This is a genomic window from Streptomyces marianii, assembly GCF_005795905.1.
Classification (GTDB): domain Bacteria; phylum Actinomycetota; class Actinomycetes; order Streptomycetales; family Streptomycetaceae; genus Streptomyces; species Streptomyces marianii.
The window spans coordinates 286,482-306,041 of record NZ_VAWE01000002.1; the positions used below are offsets into that span (position 1 = coordinate 286,482).

General features: G+C 69.5%; 27 protein-coding genes and 1 tRNA gene. 10 read left to right on the plus strand and 18 right to left on the minus strand.

Annotation, left to right across the window (positions count from 1 at the left end):
* Positions 1-29 precede the first annotated feature (29 nt).
* From FEF34_RS39275 to FEF34_RS39285, 3 genes are read right to left on the minus strand one after another with little or no spacing between them, the layout of a single operon-like run.
* Positions 30-1,823, minus strand: coding sequence for a VWA domain-containing protein (locus FEF34_RS39275; protein WP_138058232.1), 1,794 nt, complete (start codon positions 1,821-1,823; stop codon positions 30-32).
* The gene (locus tag FEF34_RS39280; RefSeq protein WP_138058233.1) at positions 1,820-2,791 is read right to left on the minus strand and encodes an AAA family ATPase; all 972 of its coding nucleotides are present in this window, start codon (positions 2,789-2,791) and stop codon (positions 1,820-1,822) included. The genes FEF34_RS39275 and FEF34_RS39280 overlap by 4 nt, the downstream gene beginning before the upstream one ends.
* A 43-nt stretch (positions 2,792-2,834) precedes the next feature.
* A complete protein-coding gene (locus tag FEF34_RS39285; protein WP_138058234.1) occupies positions 2,835-3,233 on the minus strand; it encodes a hypothetical protein in 399 nt (132 codons plus the stop codon).
* A gap of 228 nt (positions 3,234-3,461) precedes the next feature.
* Here FEF34_RS39285 and FEF34_RS41780 point away from each other — a divergent pair, with 228 nt between their 5' ends.
* Positions 3,462-3,632, plus strand: a complete 171-nt coding sequence (locus tag FEF34_RS41780) for a hypothetical protein (protein WP_171053384.1) — start codon at positions 3,462-3,464, stop codon at positions 3,630-3,632.
* A gap of 522 nt (positions 3,633-4,154) precedes the next feature.
* On the opposite strand, the gene FEF34_RS39290 is transcribed toward FEF34_RS41780, so the two are convergent.
* The 3 genes from FEF34_RS39290 to FEF34_RS39300 form a co-directional block, all read right to left on the minus strand.
* Positions 4,155-4,970, minus strand: a complete 816-nt coding sequence (locus FEF34_RS39290) for a DNA cytosine methyltransferase (protein WP_325063680.1) — start codon at positions 4,968-4,970, stop codon at positions 4,155-4,157.
* Between the two features lie 146 nt (positions 4,971-5,116).
* Positions 5,117-5,611, minus strand: coding sequence for a hypothetical protein (locus tag FEF34_RS39295; RefSeq protein WP_138058235.1), 495 nt, complete (start codon positions 5,609-5,611; stop codon positions 5,117-5,119).
* A gap of 163 nt (positions 5,612-5,774) precedes the next feature.
* Positions 5,775-6,536 carry an RNA ligase family protein gene (locus FEF34_RS39300; RefSeq protein ID WP_199800777.1) on the minus strand — a complete coding sequence of 254 codons (762 nt, stop codon included), beginning with the start codon at positions 6,534-6,536 and terminating at the stop codon, positions 5,775-5,777.
* A 193-nt stretch (positions 6,537-6,729) separates the two neighbouring features.
* On the opposite strand from FEF34_RS39300, the gene FEF34_RS41785 reads away from it, so the two are divergent.
* The 3 genes from FEF34_RS41785 to FEF34_RS39310 all read left to right on the plus strand — a co-directional run bounded on the left by FEF34_RS41785 (position 6,730) and on the right by FEF34_RS39310 (position 8,503).
* On the plus strand, positions 6,730-6,894 hold the full coding sequence (locus tag FEF34_RS41785; RefSeq protein WP_171053385.1) for a hypothetical protein: 165 nt from the start codon (positions 6,730-6,732) through the stop codon (positions 6,892-6,894).
* Between the two features lie 68 nt (positions 6,895-6,962).
* Positions 6,963-7,499 carry a hypothetical protein gene (locus tag FEF34_RS39305; protein ID WP_138058237.1) on the plus strand — a complete coding sequence of 179 codons (537 nt, stop codon included), beginning with the start codon at positions 6,963-6,965 and terminating at the stop codon, positions 7,497-7,499.
* Positions 7,500-7,957: 458 nt separating this feature from the next.
* Positions 7,958-8,503, plus strand: a complete 546-nt coding sequence (locus FEF34_RS39310; protein ID WP_171053386.1) for an HAD domain-containing protein — start codon at positions 7,958-7,960, stop codon at positions 8,501-8,503.
* Positions 8,504-8,545: 42 nt separating this feature from the next.
* Here FEF34_RS39310 and FEF34_RS39315 read toward each other — a convergent pair whose 3' ends face one another.
* Complete coding sequence (locus FEF34_RS39315; RefSeq protein WP_138058239.1) at positions 8,546-9,202, minus strand: hypothetical protein; 657 nt, start codon at positions 9,200-9,202, stop codon at positions 8,546-8,548.
* 250 nt (positions 9,203-9,452) lie between these two features.
* Here FEF34_RS39315 and FEF34_RS39320 point away from each other — a divergent pair, with 250 nt between their 5' ends.
* Positions 9,453-10,082 carry a hypothetical protein gene (locus tag FEF34_RS39320; protein WP_138058240.1) on the plus strand — a complete coding sequence of 210 codons (630 nt, stop codon included), beginning with the start codon at positions 9,453-9,455 and terminating at the stop codon, positions 10,080-10,082.
* Here FEF34_RS39320 and FEF34_RS39325 read toward each other — a convergent pair.
* Both FEF34_RS39325 and FEF34_RS39330 read right to left on the minus strand, forming a co-directional pair.
* Complete coding sequence (locus FEF34_RS39325) at positions 10,054-10,638, minus strand: DUF6248 family natural product biosynthesis protein (RefSeq protein ID WP_138058241.1); 585 nt, start codon at positions 10,636-10,638, stop codon at positions 10,054-10,056. The two genes, FEF34_RS39320 and FEF34_RS39325, sit on opposite strands and share 29 nt — an antisense overlap.
* Entirely contained in the window at positions 10,635-11,243 is a 609-nt protein-coding gene (locus FEF34_RS39330; protein WP_171053387.1) for a DUF262 domain-containing protein, read from the minus strand. The genes FEF34_RS39325 and FEF34_RS39330 overlap by 4 nt, the downstream gene beginning before the upstream one ends.
* Positions 11,244-11,463: 220 nt before the next feature.
* Here FEF34_RS39330 and FEF34_RS39335 point away from each other — a divergent pair, with 220 nt between their 5' ends.
* Together FEF34_RS39335 and FEF34_RS39340 are read left to right on the plus strand one after the other, a co-directional pair.
* Positions 11,464-11,667 (plus strand): hypothetical protein, encoded by a 204-nt coding sequence (locus tag FEF34_RS39335; RefSeq protein WP_138058243.1) that lies wholly within the window; start codon positions 11,464-11,466, stop codon positions 11,665-11,667.
* A complete protein-coding gene (locus FEF34_RS39340) occupies positions 11,664-12,044 on the plus strand; it encodes a hypothetical protein (RefSeq protein ID WP_138058244.1) in 381 nt (126 codons plus the stop codon). Before FEF34_RS39335 ends, FEF34_RS39340 begins: the two co-directional genes overlap by 4 nt.
* A 410-nt stretch (positions 12,045-12,454) precedes the next feature.
* Here the strand turns inward: FEF34_RS39340 and FEF34_RS39350 are convergent, their stop codons facing one another.
* From FEF34_RS39350 to FEF34_RS39365, 4 genes are all read right to left on the minus strand, one after another.
* Positions 12,455-12,694, minus strand: a complete 240-nt coding sequence (locus FEF34_RS39350) for a hypothetical protein (protein ID WP_138058245.1) — start codon at positions 12,692-12,694, stop codon at positions 12,455-12,457.
* Positions 12,691-13,260 carry a hypothetical protein gene (locus FEF34_RS39355; RefSeq protein WP_138058246.1) on the minus strand — a complete coding sequence of 190 codons (570 nt, stop codon included), beginning with the start codon at positions 13,258-13,260 and terminating at the stop codon, positions 12,691-12,693. Before FEF34_RS39355 ends, FEF34_RS39350 begins: the two co-directional genes overlap by 4 nt.
* A 57-nt stretch (positions 13,261-13,317) precedes the next feature.
* A complete protein-coding gene (locus FEF34_RS39360) occupies positions 13,318-13,581 on the minus strand; it encodes a hypothetical protein (RefSeq protein WP_138058247.1) in 264 nt (87 codons plus the stop codon).
* Between the two features lie 150 nt (positions 13,582-13,731).
* Positions 13,732-14,058, minus strand: a complete 327-nt coding sequence (locus FEF34_RS39365) for a hypothetical protein (RefSeq protein WP_138058248.1) — start codon at positions 14,056-14,058, stop codon at positions 13,732-13,734.
* A 239-nt stretch (positions 14,059-14,297) separates the two neighbouring features.
* On the opposite strand from FEF34_RS39365, the gene FEF34_RS39370 reads away from it, so the two are divergent.
* From FEF34_RS39370 to FEF34_RS39380, 3 genes are all read left to right on the plus strand, one after another.
* On the plus strand, positions 14,298-14,471 hold the full coding sequence (locus tag FEF34_RS39370; protein ID WP_234043339.1) for a hypothetical protein: 174 nt from the start codon (positions 14,298-14,300) through the stop codon (positions 14,469-14,471).
* A gap of 64 nt (positions 14,472-14,535) precedes the next feature.
* Complete coding sequence (locus tag FEF34_RS39375; protein ID WP_138058249.1) at positions 14,536-15,465, plus strand: hypothetical protein; 930 nt, start codon at positions 14,536-14,538, stop codon at positions 15,463-15,465.
* Positions 15,466-15,716: 251 nt separating this feature from the next.
* Positions 15,717-16,010 (plus strand): hypothetical protein, encoded by a 294-nt coding sequence (locus FEF34_RS39380; RefSeq protein ID WP_138058250.1) that lies wholly within the window; start codon positions 15,717-15,719, stop codon positions 16,008-16,010.
* 123 nt (positions 16,011-16,133) lie between these two features.
* On the opposite strand, the gene FEF34_RS39385 is transcribed toward FEF34_RS39380, so the two are convergent.
* The 5 genes from FEF34_RS39385 to FEF34_RS44050 all read right to left on the minus strand — a co-directional run bounded on the left by FEF34_RS39385 (position 16,134) and on the right by FEF34_RS44050 (position 19,529).
* Positions 16,134-17,399, minus strand: a complete 1,266-nt coding sequence (locus tag FEF34_RS39385; protein ID WP_138058251.1) for a hypothetical protein — start codon at positions 17,397-17,399, stop codon at positions 16,134-16,136.
* A 128-nt stretch (positions 17,400-17,527) separates the two neighbouring features.
* Positions 17,528-17,749, minus strand: a complete 222-nt coding sequence (locus tag FEF34_RS39390) for a hypothetical protein (RefSeq protein WP_138058252.1) — start codon at positions 17,747-17,749, stop codon at positions 17,528-17,530.
* Complete coding sequence (locus tag FEF34_RS39395) at positions 17,746-18,327, minus strand: hypothetical protein (RefSeq protein ID WP_138058253.1); 582 nt, start codon at positions 18,325-18,327, stop codon at positions 17,746-17,748. The genes FEF34_RS39390 and FEF34_RS39395 overlap by 4 nt, the downstream gene beginning before the upstream one ends.
* Before the next feature lie 144 nt (positions 18,328-18,471).
* Positions 18,472-18,542 (minus strand) — tRNA-Trp (locus tag FEF34_RS39400).
* Between the two features lie 414 nt (positions 18,543-18,956).
* Positions 18,957-19,529, minus strand: a complete 573-nt coding sequence (locus FEF34_RS44050) for a MazG-like family protein (protein WP_325063681.1) — start codon at positions 19,527-19,529, stop codon at positions 18,957-18,959.
* Positions 19,530-19,560: the final 31 nt, after the last annotated feature.

The window sequence follows — 19,560 nt, forward strand, 5'->3', positions numbered from 1 at the left end:
TGAAGGTGCCGCCCGCCGCGGGATTGAGTTCAGGCATGGCGCAGCGCGGAGACCAGCGCGGCGCTCAAGGCATCGGGGATCTCGGAGACCTGGGAGATGTCCACCCGGCGGGCACCAGGAAGGACGTTGGAGCCCGGATCGAGGCAGAACCAGAGAACGTGGACGCCTGCTCCGGCCAGACGCCGCACGAGCCGCTCGCCGCCGATGCGCTCGGCCGGCTCCCAGTGACCGTCGGACACGATGACGAGGACGCGCGCGCCGTCCTGGCGGGAGAGTCCCAGCGCGCCGTCCAGGGCGTTGGCGGCCTCGGTGAAGCGGTGGTTGGCGTCGTTCGCGTGAAACTCGGTGACCTTGGACGGCGGTCGTCCAGGGGCGACGATCGGGGTCACGGCCGTACCGAAGGCCACGGTCGCGGCCCTCCCGGCGACCTCGCGGGTGCCATGCGCGAACATCCAGGCCGTCGAAGCGACGATCGGCGTGTAGGCGCTCATCGACCCCGAGACGTCGACAGCCACGCCGACGGAGACCGGCGGCTCCTGCGCGTGGACGCGCTTCGTGGAGCGGAAGGGCCGCACGGTCACCGGCATTCCCAGGGTGCGCTGGGCCGCTCCGAGCATGGCGTCGCGACCGGACAGGCGGCCCGGCGGCAGCGCGGAGGGGACACGGACACGAGCGGGATCGCGGAACTGCGCCTCCGCAAGCGCGGTCCCCAGCCGACGGGCGGTCGCCCGCTCCTGCGAAGTCGGCTCCCGGCGGCCGCTGACAGGGTTCTGCGGACGTGCGCGGAGCGAGGACGGCGCAGGGGCAGACGTGAACACCCTGCGAGCAGCCTGCTGCGCTGCCCGACGAACTTCCTCCTCGGCCCGGCGCTCCCGCTGACGGCGAGCTGCTTCCTCCTCGGCCCGGCGCTCCTGCTCAGGGTCGGGCAACGCTCCCGTGGCGATCTGGGCCTGGACCGAGACGGCACCGGCCACGGCAACCACAGCCGCGCCGATGGTGTCGCTGGCCGCGTCAGCCGCCGGGAGCTCGGGACTGGGCTCGCCCGCCGCGCAGCCGACGCCGGGAAGGTCCTCATCTTCCTCCGCGCCGACGAGTTCGACCCACCGGCGGGCGACATCCAGCAGGCCGGCCTGGTCGCCGTCGTCGAGCTTCAGGGCCTTCCGCCACAGGGCGCGCAGCGCGGCGAGATCAGCGGCGCCGAGGACGCTCTTGACGGCCGCGTGTACCGGCCGGGCCTCGGCCGGGGTGAGCACACCAGCGTCGACCCGGCCCAGGATGAGGGCGGCACCAGCAGCCGCCCGCCACCGGTCGGACAGGGCCGAGGCGGTGCGCTGGGAGGGCAGCACGATGTTGCTCGCGCAGGCGCGCAGGAAGACCCGGTCGCCCGGACGTTCCTGGAGGTGCCGGGCTTCGATCCGGGGTTCCTCGAGCAGAACCGCCGCCCGGATCACCGCCCGGCCTGCTGCCGCGTCCCAGAGACCCCAGCGGGTGCTGCGCGCGTGAGCAGCCTCATGCGCCGACATGCCCACGATCACGGGGTGCCGCAGCCTGCCCGAGATGCTGAGCGGGTCGACCTGGTCCGGGTGGATGCCGTCCTTCAGAGCGACGGACCCGTTGATGGTGACCTTGATCAGCCGCGGGTCGAACCACGCTGCGTCCGCCGTGGGCTTGGTGTCCCACACCATGGTGAGCAGGACGTCGTCGCGGTCGGCGAGGGTGTTGATGATGGATCCGAGCCGCCGGGCGAGGGCATTGCGGGCGTCGAGGAGGTCCGCGTCGACCTCCTCGTGCGGAGCGGTCGAAGCCGCCGGTGCGTCGATCACCGGCGCCCCGCAGGAACCCGGGCGCCCAGGGACAGCGGAGTGGCCTCGTCGAACTTCTCCTTCATGGCCGCAGCGAACTCGCTGCGGTCCTGGGCAGGGCACTTGCGCAGCAGGCCTGCCACGGCGAAGTCCTGCCCGAACCGCCGACTCGTCTCGGCGAACGCCATGGCGTCGCGCAGCTGCGGGATCCAGCCCGCGTACGTGTCATCCTGCTTGCGGCTCTCCAGGTTCTTGGCCACGGTGATGAGATCCACCGGCACACCGAAGTCGGCGGCCAGGTCCCAGTCGGTGGTGACCTCGACGTGGTGGTGGAACCGGCTCAGGAGGGCGTCGCTCAGGTGCGCGCCGGGCACGTCGGGGTTGCAGGCGCCGATGACGAACCAGTTGGGGCCGACCTTGAGCGGGGGCAGCGACGGGTTCTGGGTGACGTGCAACTCGCCACGACCGTCCATGAGCGCGTACAGCACGGTCAGTTCACGGGGGTCGATCAGGGCGATCTCGTCGACCAGGAGCGGGACGTCGTTCTCGATGCTGCGGATGAGCGGTCCGGGGATCCACTCGAACGAATCCGTGGTCGGGTTCTGCACGAAGGTGCCGACGAAGTCCGCGACCTCGGTGCTGGCGGTGCCGACGATCGTCTCCAGGCCGCAGTGTCGGCCCGGGACGGCGTCCGGGACGAAGGCGGCCTCGCTCAGGGCGGTCTTGCCGGTGCCGGGCGGCCCGACGAGCAGGACGTGCTCACGGTGGCTGCGAGCGTCGCGCAGGAATGCGAGGTCTTCCACCCCGCCGAGCATCCGGGGCTGGTACAGCTGCCCGTTCGGGCGGATCTGGGGGCCGACCTGCGGAAGCGCAGAAGACAGGACGGCAGCCGGTGGAGCGGGCTTGCGTCGCGTGGCGCGCTGACGCTGGAGGTTCTCCAGCTCAGTCTGGCCGCGCTGGTACATCTGGTTCGTGAACGGAGTGGACAAGGGACTCCTGAGGTGAGAGCCGTGGGGCGGACGGCTGTGGTGGCTAGAAGTTCGAGCCCGGGATGGGGGACGCGTTGGGGAACTCGGTGCCCTTCTGGCGGGCGGTCTTGCCGAAGTGGCGCGCGATGTCGCGGGCGTTGTCCCTGGCGTGGTCGGGGTCCGTGAGCGAAGCGGGGACCTCGAAGGCCGTGAAATCGCGACTCGCCTCGTAGCCCTTCTTCTCCTTCTCGCGGGACTTCTTGACCACCGCGATCAGCGCGTCCTCGGCGGTGATGTGCGAAGTCAGCAGACCGATCTGGCCGGCCCCGCCACGGCTTCCGTGAAGGCCGAGCGCGAGCGGCTCCGGTCCGGCGAGGACGATGAGGCGGTAGAACTTGTCGCTGCCGCCGCGGTCGTCGTGCAGCTCCCAGCCGAAGCCGGGGACATGGTCACTGGAAGGCAACTGATCCCTTTCATGGGTAAAGGTATTAGCGACATCGAGGTGGCGCAGACGCCGCCTGGGTGCGACCGGGGAGGGGCGACATCCCCACCCCGTCGATACAAAGTTTACCTACAAATGGAGCGTGAGGCAATGTAATAGAGTCAATCGGGGTGTGCTCGCCCGAGAGTCCCGGTGGCCACCGCCCGTACACTCGGCACCTGTTCCTGCAACCGGGGGAGAGGCACCACCGTGACCGCACCACAGACCGTCGAGGCCGGCACCACCGACGCCCCGATCTACGCATGCCTCGTCGACGAACTCGGCGACGTCCCGGCAGAGGTACGTCGCGCGGCCGAGGAGGCGCTGCGTGAGGCGGACCGGGCCCTCGACTTCGGACTGATCACCCTCGGCGCATCCTGACCGAACCCCGCCATGGCCGGGCCCGCGCAGCCGTCCCCTCCGGCCTGCCTGCTGTTCCGCCATTCGCCGGCGACCTCATGCCGCCACGCCGCCGCCAGGCCGACCGCAGGAGGCCGGCCGCTCACACTGCGGGGAACGCCCGGACAGGCAGATGTCTTCGATGAGGCGCATCTGCGCGGACGCCTTCTCGTCCCACTCGCACCGGCGTTCCTCAAAGACCCTGGCCAGATCCCTGCCGACGGGGGTGAAGGGAGAGCCGGGATGCCCCGGTCACCGGTTCCCGGCTACCGGGTCGAAGCTCATGTTCCGGTAGCCCAGCCAGGCATCACGGTGATGCGGACACATCTCCGCCGGCGCACGGACCGAGTAGCGCTGGGTCTGGGGGGAACAGGTTGTTGGCGGCCATGTGGCGGCCGCGGCGCCACTCCGCGGCCGTCCAGCTCCACCACCGGCGCTGAATCTCCTCAGGAACAGCCTCATCCAGGTATCGGGCCGGAGCACTCGCCGAGGGCGGGGACGTCGTCAACTGGTCTCCCTCAGGGGGCGAATGGCGAACGGGGGTACGCGGTGCGCCTGCGCCGTCGCGGTTCGCTGAGCGCGGGGGCCGGTCAGAACGAGGCGGCCTGCGGCGTTGAGCTTGAGGTACGGCCGCATGATCTCCGGGATGGGAGCAGTGTCCGGGATTCCGCGAGCGGCGGCCCCCCACTCCCCGGTGGTCAGGAACTCCTTGCCGATGTACTCGGTATACGCGGGCGGGATCGCCTCGGTGAGCTCCTCGTGAACGTCCGTCCAGTGAATGTCCATGGCCTGCTGCATCTCGCGGACGGTGCCCTTGCCGCCGCCCCTGCCGTACGCCGCGATGTACGGGCCGTCGCGCCACACGCCGTGCCGCAGGCCGCGGACGTAGCCGCGGTGGGGCTGGTGGGGACGCGTATTGCCCTTCCAGTAGTCGATCTCGAAGTACCGGTGACGCAGAACGCCGAGCCCGAACATCTCACCGCACAGGACCAGGTCCCGCCGCAGCTCGGAGCCCTGGACGTTCTCGATGACGGACGGCACGCCGTACCAGGCGAACAGCGCGCGCGTGGCCGGGATGAGGTCGACGTACTCGCGTCCCCGATTCGTGCCCTTGGTCAGCGTGCACGAGTGCTGACAAGGCGGCGACGCGTGGACCAGGTCGAACTCCTGAACATGAGCGTGGGCGAAGTCCAGGGCATCGGCCTGGTGGAACTCGAAGGGGTAGCTGGGCCGCGGACGGACGTCGACGCCCACCACGTCGAAGCCGGCCCGGTAGTAACCCATCCCAGCGCCGCCGCCGCAGCAGTACAGATCCAGCACACGCGGCCTACGCCCGGGAAAGGACGGCCGCGGGGGCAGCGTCAGGCGCCGCTGCGGCCGGCACTCCCCAATGGCGCAGCAGGGCAGGCCCAGCTGCCCGGGCCGCCACCGCACCGGCGGAGCGGGCAGAACCGCCACAGGCCCCGTCACTCCGCCTCCGGAGCACCAGGCAGACGCCCGGAGAGCAAGGCCAGCGCATCAAGCACTTCGGCGGCATGCCGTACCTCGCCGGCCGTGTTGTCCTCCGTCCGGGTCGCGGCTACGCGGAGGGAGGTGCTGAAGAAGGGGATAACCTTCCGCAGAGAGATCAGCGGCGTCCCGTGCACATCGCACTCGGCTTCAAGGCCCCCCACGTCCGGAACCCGGGCCACGTAGGCTCCGTTGGCCGGGTATGAAGGGTCCTGCCACAGGACGAACGCCGCTGACGGCGCCCCTGCGGTGAGTTCCGAAGCCAGCTCACGGGCGGAGCCGGCCGGCACCTCGGCGGTGCCGTACACGCATCCGAGCTCCAGGCTCTCGGGTGAGGAGCCGAGGCCGTAGTCGGTCGTCACGTGCCGGGCGCGGAACACGTTGAGCACCGTCGTGATCTCGGAGTCATCGACGGCGTACACGATGACCTGCATCTGGGAACTGCCGGACACGGGAATCTCCTTGAAAGCGGGGAAACTGAAATGGGCACCGCCGCGAGGCGTGATGCCGGAGCCGGGCGGTGCTTGGCAGCAGGCCCCCGGGGGCACACCGTGGAGACGGCCTCCGGCCCGTCCCGGCCGCTGCGCCATTGACAGCGGCCAGGACGGGCGGTGGTCAGCGGCCGGCGAGGCGCCGCATGGTGCGGGCGTAGTCCTCGGCGCGCGCCTTGGCGATCACTGAGCGGTCGGTGGAGCGCAGAACGATGCCCTCCGGGCGCCCGCCCGCGCCGTCGTCCAGGGCGACGCGCGTGCCCGGCAGGCGGGTGGCGAGGAACTCCTGCATTGCGGCCAGGCCGGTGGGAAGCTGATCCGCCGCGACGGTGCCCACACGCGGCGTCAGCTCGACGCCGTTGTCCGCGGCCATGAGGGCGAGTTCGTTCTCGTTGAGGAACTGCTGGCCGCCGTGTTCGCGCCACGAACTGATCGCGTGCGCCGGCAGCTCCAGAACGGAGGAGTCCACCGCGGCGACGTCGAAGAGGCGGAAGCCCACCTGACGGCTGCCGGTGTACTGCTCGCTGGCCTTGGTGATCTTGTCGCCGTAGACCTCGAAGAAGTAGACACGCAGTCCCGCTGCGGGGGCCGCGAGCCGGTCAGCCAGCGAGCACAGTGCCGGAACGATTCCGTGGACCGGATTCACGATGCGGTCGCCCTTGGCGTGGAGAAGGTCCTCCCGGCTGCCGATCGCGTAGTCCCCGTCGGGGAAAACGACGATCCGCGCGTTCGTGCCGTCGACCTTCTCGGTGAGGACGACGTCGCCGCTGAAGGCCTGCACCTTGTCGAGCAGGATGCCGCGGTCGATCTCGTGGTACGTGGGGATGGGCGGGTACTTCGTCGCCGAGTTGAGAGCGGCGAGGTCGAGCGCGTCGAGGTCGGTCAAGAAGTCCTCCTTGGAATGCCGGCCCGGCATCGGGGGCAGGGCGCACCCTGCATCACAAGTACAAGGACAGGCTATATAGGGCAAGCTAAAAGAGTCAAATGGTGGCGGGTTGACGCTTTGCACTTTACTTATGATGCCGCTCATAGTAAATTAGAGCATGAAGTCCGGAAGTCGACCCAGGAAGGAACCGCAGATGAAGCCCCGTCTGAGCTACACCAGCAACCGCACACGCGCCGTCGCCGTGCAGAACCTGCGCCGCTCCGGAGCCAGCGGGGCTCACGCGAGCGGCCCGAAGCGCCAGCGCGACCGCCGCGGATCGAAGAAGGCGGCCATCCGCTTCTCGGCAGCCGCCGGATGACCAGGAAGGCATCGCCTGCCCCGCGCCGTCCAGCAGGGAAGGATGCGTCGCCCGACGTACCGCTTGCCGTGATCGTTACGAGGGCGGACGGCCACAGCGTCCGCATCGGCCCCATCCGCAGACCGGAGGATGCCGCAACCATCCACACCTCGCTGACCCGCCCGACCACTGATCCGGAACAGGCCGCGGCGACCATAGAAATCGCCCCGTTCACTCCTGACGCACCCCACCTGCCGTTGCTGCCCGCCACGGCCGAGACGGTGCTCAGGCTCATGGACGACGACGCACAGGGGGCCATGGCGCCCTTCCCCAACGTCTGGCATCGCCTCGTCGCCCAACACGGGCTCAGCGTCGCCGACACGGTGTGGAAGGAGGCGCTCGGACGCCGCCCCAGTGTCTCTTCCCTCCAGCCTGTGACCGGCGCGCAGCGGCGCGGATCCCTCGCTCAGGCCGACCACCGCTTCGACCGCGCCGTTCGGGAACTGCTTCTGGAGAACGCTGGCCCCGGAGGCATGTCGCCGGGTGCGCTGGATCGCACCCTGACCGGCATCCGGCGCCTGGCCCACGAATGGGCGCGGTCGCGCCACCCCGTCCGGGACAGCTGAGCTAGCTACCGACCCCGCCGATCCACCCCCTCGAACTCCCGAACCGCAAGGAGAATCCTCTGAAGACCGGACTTATTCACGAACTCCATCAGGCCGCCTTCTACCTGCGGCCAGACCCGCATGCCCCCGGTGAGTCAGTACCTGTTCTGGCCCTCGGCGGGCTCCGGATCGCCGCCTACTTCACCGCAGACGGCGCCCTGTCCATCGACATCGACGGCAGCGAAGCCGTACCCGTCCTCCGCCGGAGCAGCGACGGCGCGTTGGTCGTCAACCTCCGTCAGATCTCCATCCCCGAACAGGGCCGACTGCTGCTGAGCAGCGACGGCGACCTGGCCGGGACGATCTGAGCCGCAGACAGACCAACGCCCCGCACCGCGTCCGACTCCACCCCCGCACAAGAGATGCGGCCGGCCCGCCTCACCAGACGCGCCGGCCGCACCACAGGCCTTGGAGGGTTCTTGCTCAAGCCGTTCCTTTTCCTCGACGTTGACGGCCCCCTCAACGTGTTCGAAGCCGCCCTGCCCGGTCCTGACGGCTACCAGTCCCACTACCTGAGGCCACAGTCCTGGCTCGCCCAGTACCCGCACCTCCTGGAAGACGACGTCCCCGACCTTCTGGTCCGGCTGCACCCCGAGCACGGCGCCGAACTTCTCGACCTTCCCTTCGAGCACGTCTGGGCGACCACGTGGGAAGAGGACGCGAACCGGTACATCGGTCCACGCATCGGGCTGCCACCGCTGCCCGTCGTCAACTGGACCGAGCCCAACGCCTTCTCCCTGGACGGCACCTATTTCAAGACGGCCGACGTCGTACGCTTCGCCGGCGGGCGCCCGTTCGCCTGGGTCGACGACCAGCTTCACGACGCGGACCGCGACTACGTACGGCGTCACCACCCCGGACCCGCTCTGCTCTACGACGTCGACCCCAGCGTCGGACTCACCATCGAGGACTTCGAAGCCCTCGCCCAGTGGGCAGGTGAACTCGTGACACCCACTGCACCGTGACCTCTGCCGGCCGTCACGACAGCAAGCGGCGCACCGCGCCCGCTACCCGCGGTTGTTCACGAAGCTCACCAGCCCGGCAGCGGTGAACCCAAGGCCCCGACCCCGGCGGAACTCCTCCAGTCTTGCGCCATCCGTGTACTGGCCCGCCGGCATCCCCGGCGGGGTGCGTACTCCGAGCTGGATCCCGTAGAGGCAGAGCACGAACCCGGTCGACAGCGCGGACGAGATCCAAGCGGGGTTGAAAGGGACCGCGATCCGCGAGAACACCCCTCCGTCAGGACTCCGCAGCTCCAGCCTCTCGTCGGCCAGCCTGTGCAACGCCCACCCGTCCGCCGGACGCAGCACGGCGAACCCGAGACCGAACCGCTCCATCCCCAGTTGGATCGCAGCCTCCGCCTGCTGCTCTCGTGGCGGCTCACCAGGCGCCTTTATCATCAAGGCGCGTGCCGGCTCGAACAGAGCCGCTGGCAGCTGCCCGGACTCGCCCGGGTCAACCGTCACTGCTCCGGACTCGGGGTCGATCCCGCTGGCGACCTGGCCTAGCTGCAGCGCGGGGTCATCCCAGAACGTCACCCGACCGTGGTCATCCACCGTGTCGGCCACCGCGGCAACATGGGACGCCAAACACGCCTCATCGACTGGCCGGCCGTCGGCCTGGAACCGACTGCGCCGCTGCTTCTTCAGCTTGTACCTGCCCACGTGGGTCCTCCGATCGCGTCGTGTGCCCCGAGACGCCGGTCGACGGTGCGAAGCACGTCAACACGGATCGGGGCCGTCCACGCATGCTCGAACGGAGCTCCTGTGGACAGAATCTGCGCTGGGAGGGCCTGACTCTGGTTTGCGAGCGCCCGACGCAGCCAGGAGACGAGGTCGGCTCACCGGAGGCGATACCGATCACAGTCGCCAGGACGCCCGCCTGCCCGCGCGCCAGGCGATCTAGTGTGTGCTCATGTCACGCAAAGGAACTGCAGCTCTCGTCGTCCTTCTCGGTATCGCCGCCCTCACCTCCTGCTCGTCCGACGGCTCGCGCGAGGAAGCGGACAAGCCCATCACGAAGCAACTCGGGCAGAGCGAGATAGCGCAGGCCCTTCCGGGCGCCGGAGAAGTGCTCTCGGGGTGGGAGCCGTACAAGGGCAAGAGGATCACCTCGGACGGCACGTACTGCACATCCTCAGACAGTACGACCGCCTCCAAGGGGTGGGTCCGCGGAGGCTCCGCGTGGTTCACCTACAACGGCTCCACCAACAACATGATGGACATCGGCATCTGCCTGTACGACTCGCCGGAGAACTCCACATCCGCCTACGCGGCGTGGCGGGGCAAGGAGTCGGACAAGGAGGAGGCGCTGAAGAAGAAGGTGGGGGAGGAGTCGGTCCTCGTCGTCAATCCGGGCCTGAGCAAGGACTCGATCTACGCCTTCGCACGCTCGGGCAACGTCAACGTCCGCGTGAAGATCGACGGGACGGGAGGCGACACCACGGGGGTCCAAGACGTCCTGGCGGCCACGATCAAGAGGCTGCAGCAGGTGCAGGACGGCGAACGTGCCACGGCTACTGCCGCGGAGCAGGCCGAGAAGTAGGCCGTCCGACCAGCTCCAAACCGGGAAGCGCCTCCTGGCCGCGTTGCTCGTCCCCAGGGGCGTGGGAGACGGAGCGAGCCTGGCGGCCCGCCTCAACAGCCAGATCCGCGCCCGCAGCAGCCTCACCGTCCTTCGGGCACGGGCAGCGGCACCACCACACACACGGCTCACCTCCGGGGCGAACTACGAGGGTGGCGACAGACTGCCCGCGATGGTTGTGCACCGTCTCGGCGTTGTCACAGGCATCGGGGCGGCCCTTCCGCCGATGCAGGCAGTTGTCGCAGCGTCCGCCGAGGCAGTTCCAGCAGGTGCCCCGCTCGCAGAAGGACCACCGCCAGAATCCCCAGGCGTACCCGTCGTCGATCCGGTGGAGGAAGGAGGGCCACACCTCCGTACGGACCCAGGCGCCCTCGGCTTCACTCATCGGCGAAGGGTTGGGCACCGGGTCGACGAGACCGAGGTGCAGCATGCGGTGCAGATACAAGGTCTGCGCGCGGGCAACGACTTCACGCTCGGCGGCAGTGAGGCGCCGCTGAGGACGCCGGAGCACAGTCACCGCTCCTCCAGCGCATCGGACATGACCCGGGCCGCGTTATCCATGTCGGCCGGGGTCTGCGGAGTGCCTCCTCCGTTGACCAGCAGGTAGATGTTCGCCTCGTCCGTGACCGTGGGCACCTTGGCCATCGCGATGGAGAGGTGCGCCCTGTTGGAGAACTTCAACTGGGCCGGCCTGCTCAGCCCCGAGTAGCGAACGTATGGGCCGTCCGCGGTCTCCTCAGTCTTCACCACGTCGGCCGCCGGGAACCACGAAGCCGGGACGGCGAGTTCACCGTCGTACCACAGGTACGCCGTCGTCACACGCTGCTTGCCGTCGATGCAGGCGTACATCGGCTCACCGCGGTCCGCGGGGTCGTAGCCGTTGGCTACCTTCCATTCCGGTGTGGTGCGGTCGTTGAAGATGACCACACCCGTCGGGGTTCCCGTGATCCATGACCGGATGAGCGCGACACGCTGGTCCTCCGCCCAGACGTCCCCGCGCTGATAGGCGGGCGCGAGGTCGAGTCCGAAGGTGTGGCGGAAGCCGCCGGCGATCTCGCGAGGGGAACGATCGGAGCTGCGCAGGTTGCGATGCTCGAGCGGGCTGGTGGTCTGGCGGCTCAAGGGGACTCCTGGGGACTGTCGTGACGCTTCTGCGGTCGCGGTGCCTGGTGTGCAGCCCCGGGAGGAGCAATAAGAGGGCGGGGAGACACATGGATCGTGGGCACTAATGTACCTACATGGGCATGTAGAGGCAAGCAAAAAGAGGTGGCAGGGTTCGCCTCCTTCGTGTGCCTCCGTGAATGCCTCCATCGATGGAGGCATTCACGGGTACAGTGGATCCATGCCGAAAATCTCCGTGGATCTCAGTGCCGAGGAGCTGGCCCGGGTGAACGCGCACGCCCAGAAACTGGGCATGTCCACTCGCTCCCTGGCCAAGCATCTTCTGGTCACAGAGGCAGACCGGGCGCGCTTCCTCGATGCCGCGCGTACCGCTTTGCCCACCGCTCTGGAGGCCGTGAAGGACGCGCCCGAGGGTATGCGGTGAGCCCGATCGTCTACGTCGACCCTGGCTGGCTGCTCGCCATCCAGGAGGAGGTCGCCCCCCGGAACATCGCCATCGCTGACTGGGGAGCGCTGCACTGGACCGGCAGCGCGCACCGGTATGAACAGATCGCCGGGCAGCCGTACTACGAGGACGCTGCGTCCCGAGCGGCCACCTTCCTTCATCACGCTCTGGTCATGCGCCCCTTCGAGGACTACAACCTCGTCGTCGGGTACGCGGCCGCCGATGCCTACCTCCAGATGTCCGGGCACACGGTCACGGCTAAACCGGACGCCCTGTGGAGCCTGGCGGGAGCAGTCCGTGCCGGGGAGGAGGACCTCCGCGGGGTCGCCCGCGCCCTCCGCGCCTGGATCTCCTGAGCCCGCAGCCTGCTCCTGTCGCAGTTGAGGCCACGCAGCAACTGCCGGAAGTGCGGCGAGAGGCGAATGTTGCCCCTTGCCGACGGCGCGGAGGGTGGCCCATTCACCTTCGGGATGGGCCGCAGGGGCCACAGGCAAGCCGTCGACATCGCCGGCGCGGAACAGCGGCACGCGGACGGTCCCGGCCCGCGGGGTGCCGAACCGTACCTCGACAGCGTCGGCCGGCGTGATCCACTTCAGTCGAACCAAGTGGTCGAAAACCGCCGGACGGACAGCCGCTGCGCGGCGTGGGCGGGGCCCAGCGGGGGTGCGGGTGGCCACCAGCTGGGCGAGATCCTCGCACGAGCAGACGAGGTCCACCGGGTCGGGTGGGCAGGGCCCGACCGGGGTGCCGCACCGGCGGCAGCGGGCTACCCGACCGCGATCGGCTGGATGCGATGGAAGCAGGAGCGCGTCGTGCCCAGCTCGTCGTCGCTCAGGCCGCACGTACGGCACAGGCGCCGGGTGTCGCCGTCGCCGAGTGGGGGTGCAATCTCGGCGAGCAGGGTTCCGCACCGGGCAAAGCGCGCGCTGTCGATGGCGTAGGACGGGTCTTCCAGGTGGACGATGACGCGCCGGTCGTCGTTCGCCCGGTACCAGACGGCCGTCATGCCGAGCGCCTCGCCAGGGAGGCGCTGCTCGTGGTGTCAGGGAGCACGAGCTCCTGCCACTGCTCACCGTCCCACACCTGCCAGACCTCGGGAGCGGGCTGGTGCCCGGAGAGTTCCCGGGCCAGCTGACCCATGTACGGGTAGTCGCCCCTGGCAAGCCAGACAGCGGGGACCTTGGCCTCGATGATGTGCTCGGTGTACCCGTCGGCGTCGAGCCCGCGCAGCAGGCTCGACCGCTTGCGCGCGTTCCGCTTGGCCGTACGTGCCAGGTCGTACTCGTCGATGAGGTGGTCGTACACCTCCTCTTCGCCGATCGGTTCGCCCTTCCAGCGGCAGGCGCGCGTGAATTCGGCCATTCCCTGGCGTCCGGTGCGGTCTGCCGGGGCGAACCAAGTGCCGCCGCCGCAGCCGTCATTCTCGATCACTCCCACGAGAGCGCGGCCCTGGCGCACGTTCGCGCTGAACGCGACGCCACAGCTCATGGTCACCTGCTGGAGGCTGGTGATCCGGTAGCGGGTGTGCGGCACTTCGAGACCGGTCAGCGGCAGAGTGGTCAGGTTGGTCACGCAGTCTCCTTCTGGTGGGTGCAATTCGTGAGGTAGGGCCGGGACTGCCCGTGAGGGTTAGAGGTTGTGCTGCAGGCGGTAGTTGCTGACGACCGCGATGGCGGCGTCCCGCTTGGCTTCCTCGTCGGTCTTGCCGGCCTTGACGGACTCGGCGTACGTCCTGGCCGAGCGGACGATGGCGGAATAGTTGCCGTCGAGCCGGTTCCTGACCGCAGTGAGGTCATGCCCGTCGATGCTCTGCTCGGCGATGTTGTGGATGGCCGCAACGAGGATCTCCCCGACGACGCGGGCGGAGGCGAGGCTCTCGACGTTCGTGATCATTAACGGGGCCTTTCGGTCGGAGGCGGCACGCATCCGTGGGCGGTACGTGCGGCGTCGGGATGGGGGCGCCCGGCCTTTGGCAGCGGTGCCGGGCGGCTGATCAGGGCTCTGGCTGCGCCGTTGTTCGACCGCGCAGGCGACGTGTCCTGATCAGGACGGAGCGGCAGAAAGGGTCCGAAGGACCGGCAGGACGCCCGACCGGTCGACGGTCTGGGGCAGGACGAGCGTGCTCTGGCCCGCGGAGATTGCCTTGGACACGATCTCGGACAGCAGGTCCGGGGCGATGGGGGCGGAAACCTCAGCGATGAGGCCACATCCCTGATCCGGGACGATGAGGACCCAGTGCCCCCGCGCGATCACCCGCTGGACGAAGTCGAGGGCCTGCCACAGCACCTGACCCGGCGGGCAGGTCAGATTCTCCACGACCTCGTCCTCGTAGACCCGGTGGATGGTGACCCGGAATGGCAACTGCTCCATCACGCTCTCCTCGTCATCTTCCGGGTGGGGGTCCCGCTCACTCTGTATCCGCTAATGTACCCAATAGGCGACTAATGAGTCAACCATAAGGGTCGCCCGATGGAGAGTGGTGACACTGTTAACTTGACGCGTATTGCCCGTAGAGATACTTTAGGGTTCTTGCTCGGCGGCTGGACGTCGATCTGGAGATGTCGGAGATGAACACCGAGCCGGATACGTAGCACGCGGCACGTGACCGCGTGTTCTGCAACCACGGCCAGATGATCTGCATCGCCGGATGCGACACCGTCTTCGCCGACGAGGATGACTGGTACGCCCGACTCGACGACCTGAGGCCCACCCTCGTGCCGTGGCCCGGCCGTTCCCCTGCTGGCGAGAGGCCCGCTCGCGCGGTCTTCGGTGGTGGCATCTGATCAAACAGTCCTCGCTCTGCCGCCTGACTCCCGCATGCCCAAGCGTTCCCTGAATGGAGGCATTGTGCCCATCTACCTCGACAACCCCCACGAGTACAGCCCGCGCGGGCCGGACGGCCAGGGGTGGAACAGGCTCTCGCTCAACGCCCACTTCGACACCCCCGCCCACTGCGGACTCCGGCCGATCCGGTTCGCCTCCCTCTTCGAGGCCCGCACCGGCCGTCAGCGCTGGGGCGGCTACGAGCGGTGCATGGGCGCGAAGCTCGCTTCACGGCCCGCCGTGGAGGCCTCGCCGGACACGCCGCGGGTGCAGTGCGGAACCTGCCCGGTCTACCAGAACGCCCGCGAGCACCCGCCGTTGCCGAACTGGCCCGACCAGTCTGTGCTGCTGCTCGGCCGTGTGAGGGACTGGCCGCGGACCCCTGGGATGTGGATCGCCGACCCGGCTGCCGGTCGCAGCAGCGTGCACCTGCACACCTGGCAGGGCCAGGACACCGGCGTCGCCGTCGACTGGCCGGACCTCGCCGTCGCCGCCGAGATCCGCATGACCTGGCAGTTCCACGACCAGGACGGCGATGCCTTCTGGATCGTCCGGCTCAACCCGGGCGCCGAGCAGACGGCCGTCCACACGAAGAACTACCGGGACCATACCCGGCACGTGCTGTACGCGCCCGGGGCCCGACGCCTTGCGGGGCTGAAGTGCCACGGCGCGTGCGCGCACGAGGACTGGCACCTGCACCACCTCGCCGCCGACCTGGCCGACCTTGACACTGCAACGCCCATCAGCGGGCCCGCCGCGGCGCCCGACCTGCCCGAGCGACTGCCCGGGGTGCCGTCCTTCTCGCTGTCCCGCGACGGCGGCACCGCCACGATCACGCACACGGCCAGCCGCGACTTCGACGCCTCGACCATGACCGTCAACGCCGAGGTGCCGACCTCCCCCGCCATCACCGCCGTGCTGCTCGCGCACATCGCCCGCGTCGCCGCCTGGTAGAGCGCACGGCCGTCGCGATCACGCGACGGCCGGCCGACGGAGACGTGATCGCGGGGCCCTAGCCGCGTAGCGAGCCGGGGCGGTCGGCGGCCGCGGTGCCGAGGCGATTCGCTGCACCAGGGCGTCAGTTCAGGCTGATGCCGCGGTGGCCGCAGGAAACGGATGTGCGCCTCGCTCTCCGTGTTCTCCAGGGCTTGCTGCAGTTTGCCCAGCAGCTCGCACCGGTGCGCTCGCTCAGGTCGCCCTCGAGCATGCTTTCGCCAGCGAGAACGACGAATGCGCCGGCCGTCGTCGCCGAGGTGCCGCTCGCCTTCCCGATGTACGACGGCGGGGTGCTCCTGTGGCGGGAGCAGTCCAACCGGCCGCTGTTGCGCAGGCTGCACGGGCTGGCGCGGGTGGCGCACTGGGAGAGGCGATGGAACTGCGCAGAGATGACCCTGATGCGGCTTCTCTACCTCGACCCCGTCGACGAACAGCAGGCCGGCGTCCTGCTGAGGGAGGTCCGCGCCGCCGCGGGCATCGCTCAGCCTGACAAGACCGCCTGAAGCGGACTTGGCCAGGGCGAGGGACCTGGAGCGTGACGAGCAGACGTGTGCCTCCTTCATCTCCCGGTCCATGACGTCGCTGTGCATGGTCCCTACTCCATGGGCGGGGTGCAGGTACGGCGGTCAGGCGGCTGCGGCGGGCAGGTCCTCGTACGGGCTTCCGGGGACCAGGGCGCGCAGTTCGCGCTCGCGGGCCCGATGGCGGCGTGCGTTGCGCTCCTCGATGGCGAGCTGCTTCTTGACCTCGCTCAGCTGACGTCGTGCGTCTGCGCGCAGATGTGGGACGTTTGCCTGGGCGGCGGCCAGGCGCAGAGCCGCCAGATCCGGGCGGCGCAGGTAGTGCAGGGCCAGTGTGCGGACGACGGCTGCCGTGCGGCGCTCGGTGGCGTACGGTGCCGATCCCCGTGACGGGGCCCGGGCGCCGATCGTGTCCGGGGCGGTGGGGGTGATGTCGCCGCTCGTGTTGTGGTCCCACTGGCCGGACAGGCGCACCCCGTTGACCACGGGGGCATGCGCCCGCTCGTCCTCGTAGTACCGGTCGCTGGCGTGCCCGTAGGCGACCCAGATGCCCTGCGGGATCGGCTCCGGCCGGTACCGGTTCGGGCCGACGGTGAACCGCCCGGTCACCCGGGCTCCGGTGACCTCGTAGACGACGCTGCCCGCGACTCCGGCGTTCACGGCGACCTCGCGGACCGTGATCTGCCCGAGCGGCCCCCGGCGGGGATCTTCGATCGGCAGCTCCACCGGCTCAGCCTGCGGCGCCTGCACGGGACGTGGCCGACGCCGCAGAATGCCGGCCAGCACGCAGAGCCGGTGGCGAACAGCCTGGCGTTCCTGTTCGAGCTCGACGGCCTGGGCCTCCGCCGCGGCGGCGAGGTTGCCCTCGTGCTCGGCGTACTCCTCCGCCTTCTCACGCGCCGCCGTCACCATCAGGTCGCGCCGGCAGGGCAGGCTACGCCAGTGCGTGACGATGGCCAGGATCACGGCCTCGACGCGGCGCCGCGTGCCACGGGTGAGCTCCCGGTGAATGCCGTTGCTCAGCCCGACGGCGTAGCGGCCCAGGAACCATCCGGTCGGCAGGTCATCCGGATGCAGGTGCCCAGTCCAGCCATGGACACGGACACCGTGAACCACCGGCTCGTCTGGCCGGTGCTCACGATAGAAGCTGCCGAGCGGCTCAAGACCGTCACCGAACTGCACCGCGACGGTGGTCGGCAGAACCGGACCATTGGCGATGTGGTCCGGCACCACCACGAAGGTTCCGTGCACGTGCGGAGCACGGACGACGTAGCGGACGCGGCCGCGCTCCAGGACGGTCACGCGCGCATCGGCGGAGCCGATGCCGGGCAGCGGCAGCTTCACGCGCTCGGGGAGATGGTGGACAGGCAAGGAACTCCTCTGTACGGAAGGCTTCGGTTTGTGGCGGCGCCGGATCGCTGAAGGGGGAGGTGATCGCCCTCTCGGGGCGCAGCGTTCCCGCCGGAGGACGGCAGGACGGCGGGGGCGATGCTCGACGGCTACGGGGACTTGCGCTTCCGCCAGACCTTGAGCGCGACCCGGGGCCGTGTGACCGCCAGGGCTGCGAAGAGGGCCCACTCGCGCACGCGGCTGCCGAGCCAGCGCCCGTGGTCGCGCGGCAGAAGCAGGTCCTCCACCCACCCTCCGAAGTGCCCCCACGGCCGGAGCCGACCCGCGGCGTAGCCAAGGGCGAACAGGGCGAGAGCGGCGAAGACGATCACGCTGCGCCCTCCACGTAGGGATGCTCACTGATCAGCGCGCGGATCCTGCGCACCGAAGGGGCGTCATGCCACTGCGGACGGTCGGGCGTGCGGGCAAGCCCCGCCCCGGCCCGTCGGGCCGAGCCCGGGACACAGCTCCAGGTCAGCTCGAATCGCCACTGGGTCCCACGCGCGGGCGGATCGCACAGGTGCGTGTCCCGGCCGATGACGATCTTCAGGAGCATCTCGTCCGCTCCTCGCGGCGTCCATGCCCGCGCCGAGCGCCATCCGTGGCTTTCAGCGTGCGCGAGCAGCTCCTGGACGGCCTTGGGTATTTCCCAGCCTCCCGGCGTGATCGCGGCCAGCCGCCGCTCCGCCTGGGCCAGATCCGTCTGAGTCCGCCGTGCGGTCGCCTTCCACTGGTCGCGTTCGGTCTGCGCGACCTCCGCGTTCCATTCCGCGGTGCGCAGCCGTCGCATCAGCTCCAGCGGGGACAGATCGCGGTACTTGGCGAAAGCGCGGACCTCATCCGCGGTCTGCGGCCTGTCGTGGAACTCCACGCGGTCGACGGTGCCGTCAGGGTGCAGGACCCTCTTCACTCCGGAGAGTGGGTACGACGTGCTGATGGGCGAACTCCCTTACTGAGCAGCAGGGCCAGCCTGCTGGATGAGACGGCTGGCGAACGCCTTCGACCGGGTCGGCCGACGACGACGTCCAGCGGGCCGCCGGGTCGGGACGTGGGGCGGGGGCGGCAGGGATCGAACCTGCGCTGCCGGCTTTGGAGACCGTCGCTCTACCTCTGAGCTACACCCCCTGGGGTCGGCGATCGCGCCCTGGGGGACCAGGACCATCGCCTCTGGGCGCCGGTGGACCGCGCCACGGTGGTAGGTGGGTTGTGGGTGCTCCTGCAGGGATCCGAACCCCGATCTCCGGGTCCGCCCCCACCCTCAACGACCCTTCTAATCTACACAGACACCTGTCGTGAGGCAAGAAAAAAGAGTCATCGAGGGTGGGGGAAGTCTCCCGGGCCGCGAGGTCGGCTGTCCTGTCGCCAGGCATTGCCTGGTTAGCCGATGTCCTACACGCAGCACGGTCGGGAGTTAGCCGACACCGTCGACGACCTTGCGGACCTCGTCCAGAGGAATACCGGAAGGCCCCCGCTTGCAGGCGCGTACGCCGCGGCCCCGGCGCCAGTCCTCCCTGGCGTCGGGGCCGCGGCACGTCTGTACTAAGCGGCGACCCTGTCCACGAGGAACCGCAGCCGCTCATCCACCGTGTCCCAGGCATCGCCGGTGAGGTCGTCCAGCGCGGCGGCGGCCGTGAGGATGAGTTCGGCGAGGCGTGCCGCCACGTCCTCCCACGTGTGCGTCACCTCGGCCGCCTCACCGCGCGGGCCAGTGCCCAGCGCCCCATACACGGCGGTGGCGATCGTGCCCATGTCGCCACTGATCGCGAGGACCTGGAGGAGCCGGATGTCTCCGGCCGCCGTGATTTCCTCCTCCACGCGGCCTTGGAGCTGGTGTTCCACGACGGCCGCGCCGTTCCCGCTCACGGTGTCCAGGGCGACCGCGGCCGTCACGATGACGTCCGCGAGCTCCTTCGCCACGTCGCCCCAGCTGTGTGACGCCCCCTTCCTGGGGTTGGCGCCGAGCGCCCCGTGCAGAGCCTCCGCAACCTCGCCCAGCTCCTCCGAAATCTTGAGCACGCGCAGGAGCCTGGCGTCCTCCACCGACGTCGGGGCCGCGTCCGTGTCGAGCCACTTCCGCAGCCGCGCCACATAGTCCCAGGTGTCAACCTTCATGCCGTCCTCCTCGGGCGGTCCTGCAGCAGGG

Bases quoted from the DNA above. Each gene is read 5' to 3' on its own strand.
- FEF34_RS39320 (WP_138058240.1), top strand. From the start codon at position 9,453: ATGTCACGCAAAGGAACTGCAGCTCTCGTCGTCCTTCTCGGTATCGCC.
- FEF34_RS39360 (WP_138058247.1), bottom strand. From the start codon at position 13,581: ATGATCACGAACGTCGAGAGCCTCGCCTCCGCCCGCGTCGTCGGGGAG.
- FEF34_RS41785 (WP_171053385.1), top strand. From the start codon at position 6,730: ATGAAGCCCCGTCTGAGCTACACCAGCAACCGCACACGCGCCGTCGCC.
- FEF34_RS39380 (WP_138058250.1), top strand. From the start codon at position 15,717: ATGCTTTCGCCAGCGAGAACGACGAATGCGCCGGCCGTCGTCGCCGAG.
- FEF34_RS39365 (WP_138058248.1), bottom strand. From the start codon at position 14,058: ATGGAGCAGTTGCCATTCCGGGTCACCATCCACCGGGTCTACGAGGAC.
- FEF34_RS39350 (WP_138058245.1), bottom strand. From the start codon at position 12,694: ATGACGGCCGTCTGGTACCGGGCGAACGACGACCGGCGCGTCATCGTC.
- FEF34_RS39335 (WP_138058243.1), top strand. From the start codon at position 11,464: ATGCCGAAAATCTCCGTGGATCTCAGTGCCGAGGAGCTGGCCCGGGTG.
- FEF34_RS44050 (WP_325063681.1), bottom strand. From the start codon at position 19,529: ATGAAGGTTGACACCTGGGACTATGTGGCGCGGCTGCGGAAGTGGCTC.